At 38.5% G+C, this 18,403-nt stretch carries 15 protein-coding genes; 2 read left to right on the forward strand and 13 right to left on the reverse strand.

Annotated elements, in window-relative coordinates; genetic code table 11:
• Window positions 1-26: 26 nt before the first annotated feature.
• The 7 genes from OK414_RS15725 to OK414_RS15755 form a co-directional block, all read right to left on the reverse strand.
• The gene (locus OK414_RS15725; protein ID WP_013057585.1) at window positions 27-698 is read right to left on the reverse strand and encodes a DUF421 domain-containing protein; all 672 of its coding nucleotides are present in this window, start codon (window positions 696-698) and stop codon (window positions 27-29) included.
• Between the two features lie 115 nt (window positions 699-813).
• Window positions 814-1,530: a M15 family metallopeptidase gene (locus OK414_RS15730; RefSeq protein WP_095379384.1), complete on the reverse strand. Its 717-nt coding sequence runs from the start codon at window positions 1,528-1,530 to the stop codon at window positions 814-816.
• 160 nt (window positions 1,531-1,690) lie between these two features.
• Window positions 1,691-2,758 (reverse strand): TolB family protein, encoded by a 1,068-nt coding sequence (locus OK414_RS15735; protein WP_095379382.1) that lies wholly within the window; start codon window positions 2,756-2,758, stop codon window positions 1,691-1,693.
• 25 nt (window positions 2,759-2,783) lie between these two features.
• A complete protein-coding gene (locus tag OK414_RS15740; protein ID WP_263045192.1) occupies window positions 2,784-4,253 on the reverse strand; it encodes a sensor histidine kinase in 1,470 nt (489 codons plus the stop codon).
• The gene (locus tag OK414_RS15745; protein ID WP_043981650.1) at window positions 4,250-4,942 is read right to left on the reverse strand and encodes a response regulator transcription factor; all 693 of its coding nucleotides are present in this window, start codon (window positions 4,940-4,942) and stop codon (window positions 4,250-4,252) included. Before OK414_RS15745 ends, OK414_RS15740 begins: the two co-directional genes overlap by 4 nt.
• 131 nt (window positions 4,943-5,073) lie before the next feature.
• Complete coding sequence (locus tag OK414_RS15750; protein ID WP_263045193.1) at window positions 5,074-6,588, reverse strand: FAD-dependent monooxygenase; 1,515 nt, start codon at window positions 6,586-6,588, stop codon at window positions 5,074-5,076.
• A gap of 35 nt (window positions 6,589-6,623) precedes the next feature.
• On the reverse strand, window positions 6,624-7,799 hold the full coding sequence (locus OK414_RS15755; RefSeq protein ID WP_034650983.1) for a DUF3533 domain-containing protein: 1,176 nt from the start codon (window positions 7,797-7,799) through the stop codon (window positions 6,624-6,626).
• 196 nt (window positions 7,800-7,995) lie between these two features.
• Between OK414_RS15755 and OK414_RS15760 the strand changes: the two genes are divergently transcribed.
• The gene (locus OK414_RS15760; protein ID WP_034650981.1) at window positions 7,996-8,604 is read left to right on the forward strand and encodes a TetR/AcrR family transcriptional regulator; all 609 of its coding nucleotides are present in this window, start codon (window positions 7,996-7,998) and stop codon (window positions 8,602-8,604) included.
• Window positions 8,605-8,645: 41 nt separating this feature from the next.
• Here OK414_RS15760 and odhB read toward each other — a convergent pair whose 3' ends face one another.
• The 6 genes from odhB to OK414_RS15790 all read right to left on the reverse strand — a co-directional run bounded on the left by odhB (window position 8,646) and on the right by OK414_RS15790 (window position 16,987).
• Entirely contained in the window at window positions 8,646-9,941 is a 1,296-nt protein-coding gene (odhB, locus tag OK414_RS15765; RefSeq protein WP_014459542.1) for a 2-oxoglutarate dehydrogenase complex dihydrolipoyllysine-residue succinyltransferase, read from the reverse strand.
• 16 nt (window positions 9,942-9,957) lie between these two features.
• Entirely contained in the window at window positions 9,958-12,819 is a 2,862-nt protein-coding gene (gene sucA, locus OK414_RS15770) for a 2-oxoglutarate dehydrogenase E1 component (RefSeq protein ID WP_025751267.1), read from the reverse strand.
• Between the two features lie 363 nt (window positions 12,820-13,182).
• Window positions 13,183-13,770 carry a PadR family transcriptional regulator gene (locus OK414_RS15775; RefSeq protein ID WP_034650977.1) on the reverse strand — a complete coding sequence of 196 codons (588 nt, stop codon included), beginning with the start codon at window positions 13,768-13,770 and terminating at the stop codon, window positions 13,183-13,185.
• 66 nt (window positions 13,771-13,836) lie between these two features.
• Window positions 13,837-15,381 carry an MDR family MFS transporter gene (locus OK414_RS15780; protein ID WP_128820383.1) on the reverse strand — a complete coding sequence of 515 codons (1,545 nt, stop codon included), beginning with the start codon at window positions 15,379-15,381 and terminating at the stop codon, window positions 13,837-13,839.
• A 140-nt stretch (window positions 15,382-15,521) separates the two neighbouring features.
• Window positions 15,522-15,968: an OsmC family protein gene (locus OK414_RS15785; protein WP_013083706.1), complete on the reverse strand. Its 447-nt coding sequence runs from the start codon at window positions 15,966-15,968 to the stop codon at window positions 15,522-15,524.
• A 122-nt stretch (window positions 15,969-16,090) separates the two neighbouring features.
• Complete coding sequence (locus OK414_RS15790; RefSeq protein WP_013083707.1) at window positions 16,091-16,987, reverse strand: NAD-dependent epimerase/dehydratase family protein; 897 nt, start codon at window positions 16,985-16,987, stop codon at window positions 16,091-16,093.
• A gap of 165 nt (window positions 16,988-17,152) precedes the next feature.
• Between OK414_RS15790 and OK414_RS15795 the strand changes: the two genes are divergently transcribed.
• The gene (locus OK414_RS15795; RefSeq protein ID WP_263045194.1) at window positions 17,153-18,373 is read left to right on the forward strand and encodes a DUF418 domain-containing protein; all 1,221 of its coding nucleotides are present in this window, start codon (window positions 17,153-17,155) and stop codon (window positions 18,371-18,373) included.
• Window positions 18,374-18,403 lie beyond the last annotated feature (30 nt).

Consider the following 18,403-nt stretch of genomic DNA (forward strand, 5'->3'; position numbering starts at 1 on the left):
AACCCTTTCTTTTAAGGAAAGGGTTTTTAGAATTTTGTTATTTCTAGTCCTCGCTCTTGCTGCCATTCAGCATAAAAAACTTCGCTGTATTTTTTAATTTTCTTGATTGCAAGCTGTTTTTTCAACCATTTTTCATCTACGTTTGCTTCTTTCAAATTACCAGGCACTACTTTTCCATCCATGATTAAGGCAATAGGTAAATTGGTTTGAGAATAAGGGATATTTAAATCATTTTTCGTCGGAGGGCCGAATTCGTGTTTAGGAGCGACGCTCACCTCTCCATTTGTTTCTAAAATGACGTATTCTGCTTCATACAGTGAAAAATACCCTTGCTGTCTCATTAGATGCTGAAGCTGATTCAAGTCCAAGTTGTTTTTCTTAAGCTCTTTATAAAGGATTTTCCCTTTATAAATAATCATTGAAGGCTTTCCTTCAAGAATCCCTCTAAATCCTGTAAAGGTTTGAGATAGCTTTGTCACTGCGTAGATCAGAAGCCCCCAAATCAAAACGCTATAAAGAATTTCAGTTAACTCTACTCCTTTTTCAAGAGCTGCGTCCCCCACAATATTTCCCAGGACAAGCGTGGTAATAAAGTCAAACGGGGTGATTTGAGCAAACTGCGTCTTACCTAAAAGCTTCAGCATAATAAATAGCGCTAAAAATCCACATATCAGTTCAATCGCAATATCTTTATACATCGATACCCTTCCTCTATAGCAAGCATGTTATAGTATCAGTTTGTATCATATGTGAGAGTGATAAACCTGACTTTTCATTTTTCTTTCCTTCTTTCTCCAGTTATAGAACTTTTGATTAAGCTTTTTTCTTACTTGCATAGGTTTCTAACGTTGCATATTGATTAAAAATGGATGCAGCTGCTTTTTTCCCTACATACCTAAGGTGCCATGGTTCGTATTTATAGCCGGTAACCTGTTCTTCACCTTCAGGGTATCGAATAATGAATCCGTATTGATACGCATTTTTTGAAAGCCAATGAGCCTCTGATGTAGCAGCAAAGCAGTCTGCGGCAGCACACATTCCGCTTCCTCCCGTGACATCGATTGCTAGTCCCGTTTCGTGTTCACTTGTTCCAGGGTAGGCGCTATAGGTGCGTGCTTGTTCTTCTCCGTCTCGCTTTGCGTAAAATGCAAAAAGCTCTTTTTGACGCTCGTGAGATCGATAACCGGATACACCAAGTAAGCTGATTCCCTCTTTTTCAGCATCTCGGAAAAGTTCTTCAAGCGCTTGTGCTGCAGGCTTTCTAAGCATTCGTTTTTCTATTTTTTCGTTGAAGATAAACGGAACGTCGGCATAGACTAAATCGGAAGGCTGATAGGATTCAGGAAGCTGATGCTTTTTATTAACTAAAGCTGTAACCGATTCTGGATTGGCTATTACCACTGTTTCGTCTACTTGAGCCTGTCCATTTTTTGTAAATTCTCTAGCAGGCTTTGATGAAGAATTGTTTGTGCCACACCCTGCTATCATCAGCGTAAAAGCTAAAGAACAAATGAATAAAAAGTATTTCATGATGTCTTACTCCTTTCAAGCGGCTTTTGATGCGCTACAAAAGCCTATAAAGAAAGGATAAAATATAAATGTTTCTGTCTGTTATTCAGTTGTTTCAAACTTGTAAACACTCTAAAAAAAGTAAGGTGTGAAAAAAATAGAAATAGACTGCCTAAGCAGTCTATTTCAAAAAGATAATATACGTATGAACTTGATTTTGCGTAAAGCTCGATGCAACTAGTTTATTTCCTGATTGACTCCAAGCAAGCTGATCAGCGGCATAGTCTAAATTTACGTTTAAGTGTGTAACATCTCCTGTTAATCCATCTGCTATGAATATCCCTTTATCTCCCTCTTTTTCAGAAATAAAGTTATAGGCTAATTTCGAACCGTCGGGAGACCAGCTTACGCCAAAAATTTGAGTGGACAGAGCAAGCTGAAAGGCCTCTGATCCTTTTAAATCTGTGATAGACAACGTTCTCGTTTGGGCATCTTTTTGCTGAACGAGTGCTAATTGTTTTCCGTTTGGAGACGGGATAATAGAAATCACATTATCTCGGATTTTTTCAGGGTTCGTCTGTTCGTTATGAAGAAAAAAAAGCTGGTTGTTTACACCAATATAATAAATGCCACCTATTCCTTTAACTGCATCTAAGATTCGATCGTCTCTGTGCAACAGAGGTTCTGCTTCTCCTTTTACATTTGCTTTAGAAAGCTTTCCTTCCATTGTAATAAACATTACTTCTGAATTATTAAGCCACTCTCCGCTTGATGGATAGAGAAGAACATTCTTTATTTTAACCGTTTTTTTTGTTTGAAGGTTCATTATATAACCAAATGTATCTTCGCCTTTTGCTACTTTATAAAAAAGATAATCACCATTCGGAGAAAGCTTCGCCGCATGTTGAATTTCATTGCTTGGATGCAACACAAAAGTAGACTTGTTTTTTAGATTATAAGTAGCTAGATTCTGTGCATATACCTCTTTGGGACCGAAATCGTGCGAACGAAATTGTTTATTTTCTTTACTAACAATCATTGTGTTTTCATTTAAAAATTGAAACGCCCTTACGCCGTTAATATCCTGAACATCTTTCACTTCTATTTTTCCATCTTTATCTACTTGGTCCAATATAGTAATTTTCTTGTCGGGTTTTTCAACGGTTTCTCTATGGCTTTCTTTTTGTCCGCATGATGTTAAAATAAGAAAAGTGCTTGCTATACATATCATTAATCTATACCGTTTCAATAACGGTTCACTCCTTTTAGCTAACTCATTTCTCTGTTTTCAAAGGAAACGACACTTTGAAAATCGTCCATTTAGAGTCAGAATGATGCAGCCTGATAACGCCTTTTTGTTTTTCAGTTAAATCTTTGGCTAATGCTAAGCCAAGGCCTGTACCTCCGGATAAACGCGACCGATCTTTATTTACGGTGAAAAATGGTTGAAATAATTTCTCTTCTGCTTCGGGTGGAATCCCTATTCCGGTGTTAGCTACATCCACAATAATAGAATTCTCTAAAGTGTAAGACGTTATTTCCACTTTTCCGCCTGGTTCATTATATTTAATAGCATTGTCAATTAAATTGATAAAAATGTGTATTAAACTTTCACGATCAGCCCAAACAACTGCTTCTTTAATATTTGTATGAAGAGTCAAATCAAATTTAGCTGCTTTTCCTTTCATACGATCGCATATGTCTTCTAGAAGCCGCTTCAATTCAACTTGCTCTGGCCGCTGCTCGAAATCATATTTTTCAAGCGCTGAAAGCTTTAAGATTTTATCTACCATTTCATGAAGGCGATTCGTCTCTTTACGAATATTCTGCACGCCGTCTTCCATAAGCTGAGGATCATCTCGATACATATCAAGTAAGTCAACATAAGCTTTGATCGATGTTAAAGGCGTCTTAAATTCGTGGCTGATGTTACCGATAAACTGCTTTTGCTGCTGTTCAAGAGACTGCAGTTTCGAAATAGCAAACTCAAGCTTTCTTTTTTCTTCATTCATTTGATCGATATTTTTTTCAATCGACGTACTCATAAAAAACAAGCCTTGACTGAGCTCTCCAAGTTCATCGCGTCGTTTGAACGGTACATCAGTTAAATAATGGCCTTTTCGAATCTGCTGTGAAGTTTTTTGAAGCGTAGCGATGAGCGAAGCAATGCGGTAAAAATAAGCGTAGCCAATTAAAAAAGCTACTGCTGCTGCAATCATTCCTCCCATACGAAATAAGTGCCTAATATCAGCTATAAACTGCTGATTATTTTTTAGGGAATGGTCAAAACGAATGGCTCCAATAAATTGATTATCGATTGACACAGGTGCGAAGTAAATAAGGGAAGAACCCGAGATTTGATAGGCTATTTTTCCTTTCAAAGCATAGCTAAGCGTATCAGAAACATCCACATCTTTTTGGCCGATGGGAATAGAGCTTCCTGCTTCCTGTCCTTTTTGATTATATAGGACTGTTTGCATTCCGCTTTGTGATGCAATCGAAGATGCAAGGCGCTGTCCTTTTTGCTGAAGAAAAGAATCTGTATTCAGAGACGGGTCACCGGTTACATAACTTTGATGAATCGTCTGCTCGGCTGCTTTGCTTTTTTGAATAAGTTCACTTTCTAGCTGATCACGCTGATTTGTCTCAATTCCTTTTAACACAAGTACGCTCAGTACAGTTACTGTTAAAATAATTAAAAAAGCAAGAACGAGTCCCATCTTAGCTTTTAGGCTGATTTTCATTCATTGATCCCTGCTGTCGCTTTATATCCAACCCCGTATACCGTTTGAAGCAAATAAGGCTCTGCTTCTCCTACTTTTTTTCGAAGGCGCTGCATGTGAATATCTACCGTACGTGTACCGCCTGCATAATCCATTCCCCAGACAAGATCTAGTAAATCTTCTCGTGTGTACACTCTCTCTAAATTGGCAAGTAATAAAGCAATAAGATCAAACTCCTTTGGTGTAAGCTTAACTAACTCATTGGCAACATGTAACGTGCGCTGAATTAAGTTCACCTTCACTTTTCCCACCGTGATTTCTCCCACAGCTTCAGGAGCTTCATTTTTTTCCATTCGCCGAACAAGTGCTTTAGCTCTAGCTACAAGTTCTCTTACGTCAAAAGGCTTGGTCATGTAATCATCTGCGCCTAACTCTAAGCCTAGAACTTTATCGACGATATCATTTTTAACTGTTAACAAGATAATCCCCATTCCTCTTCGATTCTCAAGTTTTCGGCATACTTCATAGCCGGTTAATTTCGGCATCATCACATCCAATATCATCACGTCAGGTTGAAAGCTTTTTACTTTTTCAAGTGCTTCTTCACCGTCAGATGCGGTGTCTACAATATATCCTTCGCGCTTGAAAGCATAGGATACTGCTGTAGCAATACTTTTTTCATCATCAACTACTAAAATCTTTTTATTCAATGTATCACGTACTTTCATTTGATATTTCTATTCGTCTATCTTATCAAACAGCTTTCCCAAAAACATCTCCAAGTTGTTTCGAAATTGTAAACAAAAATAAAAACACCATATAAGATGGCGTTTTTTTAGATCTAATATTCATTTGTAAAAGGAAGGATTTTATGCGTATTCAAATATTGATGAAGCAGATCTATACGCTGCTCGCTGCTAATAAAACCAATGTATCCGTCCGGTCTAATAACGTACAGAGCATCTTTTTGAAGCCCTGCTTTCTTCAAGTAAGGGTTCCAAGAAAACTCGTGCAAGGAGAAGTCTTTTTCTTGCATGCTTTTTTTTAGCTTCTCTGCTGCTGTTCCATAGACATGTATTTGCCAGTTTAAAGACTGTAAAGATTCAAAATTCCCTTCTACATAGGGTAATCGATCACCACTTTGCACATTTGTCCCTTGCCCGCTGCTTAGGTCACTATTTCGATACTTAATGCGGATTTGAGATAAAATCGTAAATGCTTTGTGACGGGGATAAGGGAAACGAAATAAAAAGGATAGTACAGGCGGAAAGATATGCTTCCTAAAAAATTGACTCGTTTTATCTCGTGCCACCATTCGTTTAAAAGCGCGATCAGTTGTATTTACAAGCAGCTTTGCAAAAGGCAACCTTTCTTCTTCGTATGTATCTAATATGGAAAGTGCCGCTTTGTGTTGAAGGACAGCTGCTAATTTCCATGAAAGGTTGATTGCATCTCCAATTCCTGTGTTCATTCCTTGTCCGCCTGCAGGACTATGAATATGGGCTGCATCTCCACTTAGAAAAATACGCCCTTGTCGGAAACGATTTGCTACTCTGTGATGGATATGATATGTCGAGAACCAATTTATACCCTCAATCTGAACACCAAATGTTCGTTGAATAAAAGCGTGAATGTTTTCAGCTTTTACATCGTTTTGATCTCTAAAAGCTGAAGGAATAATGCCGATCATTCGATACGTTCCTTTACTTCTAACCGGCATACAAATCAAAAATTCTTCATTGCTAAAGGAAATACTTATTTTTTGATCCTTCATCACTTCACCAGAGCCGTGAACATCCATCACATAAAAATGCTGTTTATATTTTTCTCCTTTAAACTCTATCTTCATTTGCTTGCGAACGGTACTGTGTGCTCCGTCACATCCACAAATATACTTAAAATAAGCGGTTTCCTCTTGCTGGGCTTTTAATAAAGTTTTTACCCCTTCTCCGTGTTCAGCTAGAGATAGTAACTCCGTCCTCCATTCTACTTCGATTCCAAAATTTTTTAATTTTCCAAGCAGAAACCGCTCGTGGTCGTCCTGTGGAAATGTAAGAACAAAAGGAAAAGGACTTAATCCTTCTCCTAAAGATCCTAGATGAACTTTTGCTTTTATTTTATTCTTCACTCGGATGTATACATCTTCCATCTTAATCCCGCTGTCTATGACTTCATCTGCAAAACCGAACTGCTGATAAAATTCAAGTGTTCGCGGTAAAATAGCCATTGCCCGGGAGGCTTGCCCAGGTCCGTCGCTTCTATCAATAATTCGAAAAGGAATGTTATGTCTGGCTAAATTGTAGGCCATAACGAGGCCAGTAGGGCCGGCACCAACGATTAGGATTTGTGGATTCATCATCATCTCTCCTTTTCATTCAGTTACAGTATCTTTTATATTGAGCGAGACTTCTCTTTTTTTACAGAAGATGCAGGTAAAGCAGAAGTAAACAGAGCACACAAACTTATTAAAGAGATAAGAGCTAGAGCAGATACAGAAGGATTCCATGTCAGATGTTCTCCAAAGAAAAATAGTTCTCTTACGCCATCTACCATAAATCTCATTGGCAGCCATGGATAAATCAACTCTCTATAAAAATCAGGCATAATTTCTGGGGCTATTGAAAGCAAAGGTGCGCCAAAAAATAGAACAATAACAAAAATCGGAAGTCCCTTTAGTCCTAGCCATGAAAGTACGGCTGATATCAAGGTGAAAAAACTGAAGTAAGCAATAGCTAAGAATAGTGCTGTATCCAAAAATGAAGGAACGCTTATTCCAACTACTTCAGCCAGCCACGCTAGCCCGAAACCTGCAGCTAAAGCAAGTATAACCCCGATGATTACGAGTCCTACTTGGTTAACGATTTTCTCTTTACGAGAAGAAAACGTGATTTTTTGAATGCTGAGGAAGATCATTGCAGCACCGGCTATACTTGCCATCCACAGCGGCTGAAATAATGAAACGGGGGCATTTCCGTTGACACTATGAGTCCCTGTTTCGTTTACGTTTATCACTGTCTTTTGAATCGGTGCAGCGAGTGCTAATGCTTGGTTTGCACTTAGTTGCGTTCCGTTTTGTTCAAATCTTTTCACTAGCTGCAAGCGCATATTTTCATTCATCTTATCAACTGCCCCGTTTAGCACCTGACTTGCTAGGGTTGAAGCAGCTGTATTCATTCCTTGATTCACTAATAATTTAACAGCAGGTGTATCAGGCTTAGCCGTCTGAAGAGTCGCCTGTTTTTTTGTGAAATCTTTTGGAATGATAAGCGCCCCGTAGTATTGTTGATTATTTAACCCCTTTTCAACTTCTTTAGTATTTGAGACAAAGATCCATTTAACCGAAGACTGTTCGGTATTTGCCTGTTTCATATTTTGTTTCATTTGATTTCCTATATTTACATTACCCTTTGCTGGAACTGTCATTCCTTCGTCAGCATTTACGAATGCGATTGGCAAATTCTTAGGTGCTGAGCTTGCCGAAGGAATTAAGGTTAGAATAAAGATAAAAATAACAGCTACTACTATAATTGGTGAAAAATATATAAGCTTTTGATTCCCTAATTTCATATAGATCTCTCCTTTTTGTTTTAAGGATATACACGTTAACGAAAAGATAATGTACATGATGTTGATTAGTGGTCACTATGTAAATTATAATGAAATTACCTGTATTCTCAATATGCAATAATAGCGGGAATGTCGATTACTTAACACAAAGCATATAACTGTTCATTATTAAAGAAAAAGTAGGTGTTTAAAAGCCGTGGGGAATTCAAAAACAGATCGCAGAATTATTCGAACGAAAAGATTTATCCGAGATGCTTTGACAGAATTAATGGAAGAGAAAGGGTTTGAAGGCGTAACGGTCAGGGATTTGACGAACAAAGCGGATATTAATCGCGGAACTTTTTATTTACACTACCAAGACAAATACGATTTGCTTGAAAAAAGCGAAAATGAAGTCATTCAAGAAATAAAAGAATTTATCAAAAAAGCAAATCCCAATGAGATTGTGTCTGCTAATTTGAAAGAACAGCCTTTGCCGTTTATTATTACACTTTTTGAATATATTCAAGAAAATGCACGTTTTATGCAGGTTATGCTTGGTCCAAAAGGCAACCCTGGCTTTCATCTTAAAATTAAAGAAGTTATGAAAACCAATATGCTCGAAAAATTAGAGCTCATTGATAATAAAACGCCTCCGCTTGTTCCACTTGAACATTTAATATCTTACGTAACGTCAGCGCATCTTGGAGTTATTCAGCACTGGTTAGAACAAGGTATGAAGCAGTCACCGGGAGAAATGGCCCTGACACTCGCTAGCATGACTTTTTTGGGTCCTGCTTATGTTGCAGGCATTAAAAGAACATAAAAGAACCTGCTATTCTCTAAGAAAATAGCAGGTTCTTTTTATTAACCTTCTAGTAATAAAGATTCTGGATCTTCTAATAGTTCTTTAACAGTAGCTAGGAAGCTTACGGCTTCTTTGCCGTCAACGATACGGTGATCGTAAGAAAGTGCAATGTACATCATCGGACGATTTTCGATACGCTCTTCATCAATTGCTACCGGACGAAGCTGAACTTTATGCATTCCTAAAATACCAACTTGAGGCCCGTTTAAAATTGGTGTAGACATTAATGAACCGAATACGCCGCCGTTTGTAATTGTGAAAGTTCCACCTTGTAAATCTTTTAATGCTAATTTGTTGTCGCGCGCTTTTTTCGCTAAATCAACGATAGATCCTTCGATACCAGCGAATGTTTTGCGGTCAGCATCACGTACAACTGGAACAACAAGACCGTCTGGAGCTGACACAGCAATACCGATATCATAGAATTTCTTAATTAATAACTCGTTTCCTTGAATTTCAGCATTTAATAATGGATACTTTTTAAGTGCTGCTACTACTGCTTTTGTAAAGAATGACATAAAGCCAAGTCTTACGTCGTGCTGTTCAAAAAATTTGTCTTTGCGTCGTTTGCGAAGAGCCATAACAGCAGTCATGTCTACTTCGTTAAACGTTGTTAGCATAGCCGCTGTTTGCTGAACTTCAACGAGACGTTTGGCAATTGTTTGACGACGACGTGACATACGTTCGCGTTCAACAGGTTTGTCGCTATTTTCACTTGCCGCTGGAGACGGAGATACCGGGTTAGCTGGCTTACTTGCTTGTGCCTGCTGCTTTTGCTCATTTGATTTTTGGTCTGCATACGAATCAATATCATGTTTGCGCACACGGCCAAGAGGATCAGTAGTTGGCACTTGATCTAGCTTAATCCCGCGTTCTCTTGCTGCTTTGCGAGCTGCAGGAGAAGCAATTAGCCATTGTTTTTGATTTCCTTGCTGAGGCGCTTCAGCTGCTGGCGCTACTTCTTCAACAGTTTTTTGCTGAGCTGGAGCCGCTTCTTGCTTTGGTGCTTCCTCTGCTGGTTTTTCTTCAGCTTTTGGTGCTGCTGGTGCTGAAGCTCCTTCTTTCGCTTCAAGACGTGCAATTGTTTCACCAACTTGCACTGTGTCGCCTTCGCCAGCAAGAAGTTCCGTTAACACACCAGAGTCTTCAGCTGTAATTTCAACGTTAACTTTATCTGTTTCAAGTTCAACGATATAATCGCCTTTTTCAACGAAATCTCCTACTTGTTTTAGCCACTGTGCAACTGTTCCTTCAGAAATTGATTCTGCTAATTCCGGTACTTTAATCTCTCCCATGGTTCATTCCCCTTCCTTATCGTGTAACAACGTCGTTAGCAATTTCATTTTTAGTTAATGCATCTTGTAAAATACGTTCTTGTTCTTGTCTGTGAACTGTTGGATCTCCTTCAGCTGGACTTGAGCGTCTTGTGCGGCCGATGTAGTCAACCGTAGCTCCTTCTGGTGCTACTTCACGCAGTCGATCTTCTACATAGTTCCATGCGCCCATGTTTTCGGGCTCTTCTTGTAACCAGACAATCTCTTTTAAATTTTTATAGCGAGCAAAGATTTCAGCAATTACGCGTCTTGGGAACGGATAAATTTGTTCTAGACGAAGGACGTGTAGCCAATCTTTATCATCTTCTGCTTTGTTCAAGCGTTCCGTTAATTCACTGCTGATTTTTCCGCTGCACAGAACGATTCGTTCAACTGCATCTTCTTTTTTGCCTAATCCAGGCTGTTCTACTACTAAGCGGAAAGAGCCTTTTGTAAACTCTTCAAGGTTTGACACACTAAAAGCATTACGAAGCAAACTTTTTGGTGTCATAACTACTAGCGGTCTTACTTCTTCGCGCTGTAAAATGGCAGCTTGTCGTCGAAGTAAGTGGAAATATTGCGCAGCGCTTGTTACGTTTGCGATTGTCCAGTTGTTTTCACCAGCTAGCTGTAAATAACGTTCTAGACGAGCGCTTGAGTGTTCTGGCCCTTGACCTTCATGGCCGTGTGGCAGCAATAAGACCATTCCAGATTTTTGTCCCCACTTAGCACGGCCTGCGGCAATAAACTGGTCAATAATAACTTGACCTGCATTGGCAAAATCACCGAACTGTGCTTCCCAAAGAACAAGCGTTTCAGGAGCAAATACATTATAGCCGTATTCAAATCCAAGCACGGATCCTTCAGATAATGGACTGTTACGGATATCAAAGGAAGCGCTTACGTTCTTCATTGCGTGTAGTGGTGAGTAAACATCCCCTGTCTTATGATCATGAAGAACAAGATGTCTATGTGCAAACGTACCGCGTTCAGAGTCCTGGCCTGTAATACGAATTGGCGTGCCGTCTCTTAAAATCGTAGCAAATGCAAATGCTTCACCCAATGACCAATCTACGCTTTCATTTTCTTCAAACGCTTTGGCACGTTTAGATAAGATGCGATCAAGTTTTGGAAATACGTTAAATCCTTCAGGGTATTTCACCAGCTCTTGATTCACTTCAAACAGCTCTTCTTTTGTAACCGATGTATCAATATCTGAAATTCCTTTGAAGACTGCTTGTGGCATTTCCATAATTCTATGTTGCTTTTCAGCTTTTGGCGGTACTTTCTCATAAGCTGCTTTTAACTTCGCTTGTAACTCTTCATTAATTTGATCTGCTTGGCCGCTTTGAATCACGTTTTGTTCTTCAAGCTGCTTTGCATACATAGCACGAACAGTTGGACGTTTTGTCACAATTTCATACATCTTCGGCTGCGTTACAGACGGTTCATCCATTTCATTGTGGCCAAATCGACGGTATCCAATTAAATCAATCAAGAAATCTTTGTTAAAGCGTCTGCGATACTCATAAGCAAAATAAGCAGCAGCTAAACAGGCTTCCGGATCATCCGCATTTACGTGAACAATTGGAATTTCAAACCCTTTGGCTAAGTCACTTGCATATTTCGTTGAACGAGAATCGACGCTTTCTGTTGTAAATCCAATCATGTTGTTAGCAATAATGTGGATTGTTCCACCTGTTTGATAACCAGTCAATTGATTTAAGTTCAGCGTTTCTTGTACAATACCTTCACCAGGGAACGCAGCATCTCCGTGAATTAAAATCGCGAACGATTTTTTTACATCTTGTTTTGGGTATCCATTCACATCACGCTCATCTTGAGCCGCTCTTGTAAACCCTTCCACAACCGGATTAACAAACTCCAAGTGACTAGGATTGCTAGCCAATGTCAAACGAGCTCGAACTGTGTTTTCTGCTTTAATTTGTTTGTCAGCACCCAGATGATATTTTACGTCTCCCGTCCAGCCGTAGTTGATACCGATTGAACCTTCTGAAGGAACTAATTCCTTGTTAGGTGCATGCTGGAATTCTGCAAAAATCATTTCATACGGCTTGCCTAATACGTGGGCCAATACATTTAAGCGTCCACGATGAGCCATACCGATATTAACCGTTTTTGGGCTTGTTTCCACTGAGCGTGCAATCAGTTCATCTACAAGTGGAATTAACATATCTACGCCTTCAATAGAAAAACGTTTTTGTCCGACAAATGTACGGTGTAAAAATTGTTCAAAGCCTTCTACTTCTGTTAAACGCTTTAATACAGAAGTTCTTTTCTCATTTGAAAGAGGTTGGAAAATAGCACCTGACTCGACCATATCAGTCAGCCACTTATTCTCTTCCATGTTATGTACGTGATGGAATTCAAACGCAATGGTTTTTGTGTAGACATCTGTTAAATAGTTAATTGCGTCTAAACCATTTTTGACGTGTGATGGCGCATTTGTACATAAAATATCAACCGGAATTGATTTCAAATCTTCTTGCGTTAAATTGTAATCTTCCAAGTGAAGCAAGACAGGATCTTTCTTCTCGCTTTCAAGAGGTTTAATTGATGCGTATAGATGACCATAAGCACGGATGTTTTCCGCTAGCTTAATAGCCGATGCAATTTTAGATGTGTTAGCTGAAGGTGCAGCCTGTGCGTATTCAGCTTGCTGAACCTGCTCGCTTTCGTTTAATGGAGGAGCACCCCAATAATCAAATAATTCTTTTAACTCTGGATCTACTAGATCTGACTGCTCTTCATATAACTCATACTGTTCTAATACATAGCCATAGTTCGGACCCAAAAATCCTTGCCAAGGCTCCCCTCTATTCGACGTTTCGTTACCCATGATAAAACCCCCAACGAGTTATAATAATTGTCGTACTCAACAATCTTTCCATTTTGAATGTCGATTACCTTATCGTCTGACATCTTTACAACGAGTGATAAATCTCACTGCGTGTGTATCTGATATCTGCTTATATTTTACCACTCTTTTACTCGTCAATCAAAATGAAATCGCTATATTTCTTTAATTTTTTTTACTTTTTTAATAGTCTTACTACTTTTTGAAAGCGTTTTATAAGTAAAGCTGATTAAAGGTCGAATCAGGTGTTAATTAATTGTTATTGACCTAGCTTTTGGCAAAATTAAATTGCTTGAAATATATTTTATGACTATTAAAAAAAAGAAGCAGCGTTTTGCTTCTTTTTTAAAACTCATCTACGATTTTTTCAACGTCTTCAAAATAACCATCATCTACTTCTGTAAGCTTGTTGCTTTTCGCCGCTTCGAGTAAATGAGTGAACCAAGTTAGTTCTACTTTCAAATGCATAATCGTGCGCATAATGATCGACAGATTTGCAATGGAATGATCCACCTTTTTAACTCGGTACAAATTTTGCATTTTTTCTAAATAAGCTGCCGTTTCCTCAATCTTTTTTTCTAAAGAAGAAGCCACTTTTTCTTGATCGACGTAAGAAGTAAATGAAAGCGCAGCATAAACTGGTCTATGCATATGCTCTTTTTTTAATAGCTGTTCAAAATAAAGGCGCTCAAATTCTTCTCTTCCTGCATCCGTGATAGAATAAACGGTCTTTTCAGGTCTGTTCGTCTCTCGAATCACATCGACTACTTTCACCAGCTGATTTTTTTCAAGCGTATCAAAAGCATAATATAAAGAGCCGCTTGCCAGTTTAATATAGTGCTTCATTTGTCTTTCATTAATGGTTTGCTGAATTTCATAAGGGTGCTTGTTTCCTTCCATTAATAAACCCAATATGACTAATTTAACACTCATAACACCTTTCACCTCTTGATATGCATCTTATTTAGTAAAAAAAGCACGAAAATCTTCGTGCTTTTTCTATTTTTGAGCTGCAGGTTCCTTAGCTTCTACCCGCTTTTTAGGGGGAACTTCCACTCGTTCATTTCCCATTAAAAAGACAGTAATGATAGCTACTGCAATTGGAATAAGAGCAAGCATAAATGCATACGTGATCGATGTAGACATAGCATCAACAATCTTATCTAATATTTGAGGCGGAATGCTGTTTCGGGCACTTGATTGAAAAACTGCACTCGGATCTCCTATTTGAGAAAATGCTCCTTGTGATCCATTTCCCATACCTTGAAAATTGCGCTGCAGCTCATTTGTAAATGTATTGCTTTGAATCGTTCCAAAAATCGTAACTCCCAGCGTCATTCCTAAAGAACGCGCAAATGAGTTCGTTGAGTTGGCAGAACCTCTAAACTGTGGATCCAGCTTATGCGTTGACGAAGTTGGTAAAAGAGAAAAGCTAAATCCTACGCCAAACCCAGTCAAAATCATGAATACCGTTAGCATCCAACGAGGTGTATCAGGTTCCATTGTTCCTAATAAAAACATTCCTACTGCAAATGAGAAAACGGACATAACCATTAAATTTCGGAAGCTTGTTTTTGTAAGAAAAATCCCGCCGATCGCACTTCCTGCTACCGACCCTAACATCATTGGAGTTAAAATTAAACCTGCATTTGTAGCAGAACCTCCATAAACAGCTTGAACGAAAATAGGAATAAATACCGTTAAAATAATAAACGTTGCTCCGTATAAGAAAGCGAGAATTTGTGATGTTGCAAATAAACGGCGTTTGAACATCCAAAACGAAATAATCGGCTCTTGCGCCCGTTTTTCTACAAAAAAGAAGAATGATAGCGCCACAGCAAAGATAACGAAAAGAGATAAAATTTGTGGAGAAGACCACTCATACTCTTTTCCTCCAAGCTCAAGAGCAAACATTAAACTGACTACTGAAATTACAAGAGTGGCTGCACCAGCCCAGTCAATTTTTTGCTTTTTATGACTTTTTGACTCTTTATAAAAGCGTACGATAAAAAATAATGACAAAAGTCCAATCGGCACGTTCACATAAAACACCCAGTGCCAGCTGATATATTCTGTAATGTAGGCACCAAGAAGCGGGCCAAATACGCTTGCTGAGCCAAAAACAGCACCTAGTAATCCAGTCATCTTCCCGCGCTTTTCGGGAGGGAAAATATCAAATACAATGGTAAAAGCAATCGGAAGAAGCGCTCCTCCTCCAATCCCTTGAATCGCCCGGTAGATACTTAGCTGCACAATGCTTTGCGCTAGGCCACACAATGCAGATCCAAGTAAAAATACCGTCAATCCAAAAATAAAAAACCGTTTACGACCGTACATATCAGACAGTTTACCAAATATCGGCATACCTGCCATCACGGCAACCATATAGGCGGATGTAACCCAAACAAACTTATCTAACCCACCTAGATCAGAAATGATTTTCCCCATAGCCGTCGCTACGATGGTATTATCCATGGCTGACATAAAAATACCGAGCAGCAATCCTGCTACGATAAAACGAATATGTTTTTCCGATGAAACCATTTCAGTTCCTCCTTTCGCATCATCTTTCTTGATGAACAGAAATGATAACTACTTAAATTATTATATTCAAATTTGAGTATTTTACAATCTTAAATGTGCTATTTTTTAGAAATAAACATAAAAAAAGCGTAATGAACTCATTACGCTTTTACTGTGAGCCGGGGCTCTAATTCAATTTCAACATTTCCTTGGATGGCTCTTGAAATCATACAGGATGTTTCTGCTTTTTTTATAAGTCGACTGATTTTTTCTTCTTGAGCCGTAAGTTCAGGTGTGATGATAACGTGAGGTTTGTGAATAATTTTTTCGTATGTGAATACACCATTCGTTACGTCCACAACAGCTTCTGATTCCATCGTTAAAGCTTCCTGACGGATTCCGCTTCTTTCGAACATCGCCGCAAGCGTGATAATATAGCAAGTGGCTGCTGCTCCTAGCAGCATTTCATCTGGATTTGTTCCTACTCCTGGCCCGTCCATTTCTGGCGGAATAGAAATTTGTGTTTTTAATTGTCCTGATTCAATTGTACCTACTTCATTTCGACCTCCTGGCCAATTTGCTTGCAGGTGAAAATGGTGTTTTGCCATAGTTTATCCTTCTTCCTTCTATATAATGATGTGTACCTAGCGTACCCTTTTTATGTATAAAATAAAAATGTTCTGCTTGTAACAGCAAAAAGACTGCTAAACAGCGCAGTCTTTGTTTTCTCTTAACTTAAAGGTACTTTCTTTTCGCTTTCAACGAAAGCTTTGATTAATGATGGCAACCAGTCCTGCAGATTTGTAAATGAATATCCCCAAAAGCTAGCTTTTTCATTGCTCATTGTCCAAGAATGATCTACTCCGTACGGAGAACTATTTTCGTCTGTTAAACGAGAGGTTGTTTTTGCTGTTTTACCCGCTGCTTGTTCAATATATGAAAATAAATTTTTGAGTGAAATGGTACCATTTGAACAAGCATTAATCGGCCCTTTTAGCTTCTGCTCTGCACACCAGACTAAAAATTCACCAGCTTCTTCCTGTGAAATAAAGTTCATTTCCGCTTCGATAGCCGGTACACCAATTTCTTCTTCATGCATAATTTTTTCTACGTGAAAACGTAAACGATCCGTATAATCATCTTTTCCCATTACAATTGGAAAACGGACAGCCGTTACCGAAAACGGTGCTTTTTGAAAAAATACCGCTTCAGCTTGGCGTTTTCCTTCTTGGTAGGAAATATTTTCACGGCGTGTATATGAAATAGGATACTTGTATGGGTCAAAATCTTCTTCATAACACGTTTTTTCTAAAGAACCGTATACTGAAAGAGTCGAGGTGAGTACATAGTGACTCGTACTATGACGAAAAGCTTCAACAGCCACAGCTGCGCCGTGTGAAGAATAGCATATTTGATCGAAGATAACATCCCATTTTCTTCCTCGTGTTGTTTCGATTACAGAATCTTTTTCTACACGATCAAGAAAAATCCGTTCAACTCGGTCGCCGAAATCATCTGGTGTTTTACCTCGCGTTGCTAACGTAACCTTAACTCCTTTAGAGAGCAATGTCTGGACTAAATTTTTTCCAAAAAAACGAGTTCCACCTAACACAAGTGCTGTTTTCATCTTTTTCTCCACCTTTCGTATTTGATATGAGTAACCATACCATTATTATCCAACTTTTTTGTTCATAAAGCTATGAATCTTTCCGCTTATTTTTTTATATTCCCCCCTATTTTTTCGCCATTGCCGTGTTAAGATGTACATATCTAACAAAAAGGAGCGACAGTGATGAATCCTTCTCCACTTCCCCTTAACGAACGCCTTGTTGTTCTTGATATTATTCGGGGTATTGCTTTGCTAGGCATTTTCTTAGTAAATATCCCTGCTTTTGCTTGTCCGATATTTATTTTTCAAATGTACGATATTCCTTATGAATATAAAGGAATCGATGCTTATATTGATTTATTCCTGCTGCTGTTTGTTCAAGGAAAGTTTTTTACGATTTTTTCTTTTTTATTTGGACTTGGATGCGGAATCTTTTTGCGTAGAGCTGAAGAAAAGCATTACTTTGCCGCTGCTTTATGGTCAAGAAGAATGGCTTCTTTGCTATTAATCGGGCTTTTTCATCTTGTCTTTTTCTGGTATGGAGACATTTTGCATGTGTATGCTATTGGCGGTTTTTTATTGTTGTTTTTTTATAATCAAAAAACCAAGACGATTTTGCTGTGGGCAATAGGCTTGCTATGCTTTTTTTATCTTTTGGCTTGCATGCAGTTTTTTATTCCAGCCCACGTCTTGCAGGAGGCTCAGTTGGAGTATAAGGTTTTACATGAACATGCCTTAGTCCAATATTTATCCACCTACAGGCAAGCAGACTATTTATCTTGGCTGTTTTATCGTTTGAATGTTGAAGTGGTACCTATGCTATTAAATCTACCGTTTTCTATCTTTCCCGTATTTTCTATGTTTTTATTTGGCTTATATACTGCTAAAAAAGAATTAGTACATAGTATCGAACAAAATCGTTCCTTTTTTAAGAAAATTCAGTTAATAACAGGGGCAGCAGGTTTTACTTTAACTATCATTCTCGCTATCTTAAAACTAGAAATTTTAAAATATGGACTCTATCAGCAGTCGGCCATTCACCTTTTTACAAGTTTGAGCGGCATTTTTCTATGTTTTTTTTATCTTACCACCTTACTGTTATTCCTGCAATTTTCTCCTTACGCTTCGATGCTGGGTCTTTTTAAGTATAGTGGAACAATGGCATTAACAACTTACCTTAGCCAAACTTTAATTTGCCTGTGGATGGTTAGAGACTTTGGTTTATACGGAACTCTTACCTTAACAGAAAGCACGATTATTTGTCTCATTATATATACACTCCAGCTTTTTTTTAATAAGTGGTGGCTTTATTATTTCTATTACGGTCCGTGTGAATGGTTATGGCGGAGCTTTACATACCGATCTTTCCCGCCTCTCAGACGGAATAGAAAAGCTTCAGCTTAACAGCAAATCGGCCTTCAAATTTGAAAGCCG

The sequence above is a fragment of the Priestia sp. JV24 genome (genome assembly GCF_025910025.1).
Classification (GTDB): Bacteria; Bacillota; Bacilli; order Bacillales; family Bacillaceae_H; genus Priestia; species Priestia megaterium.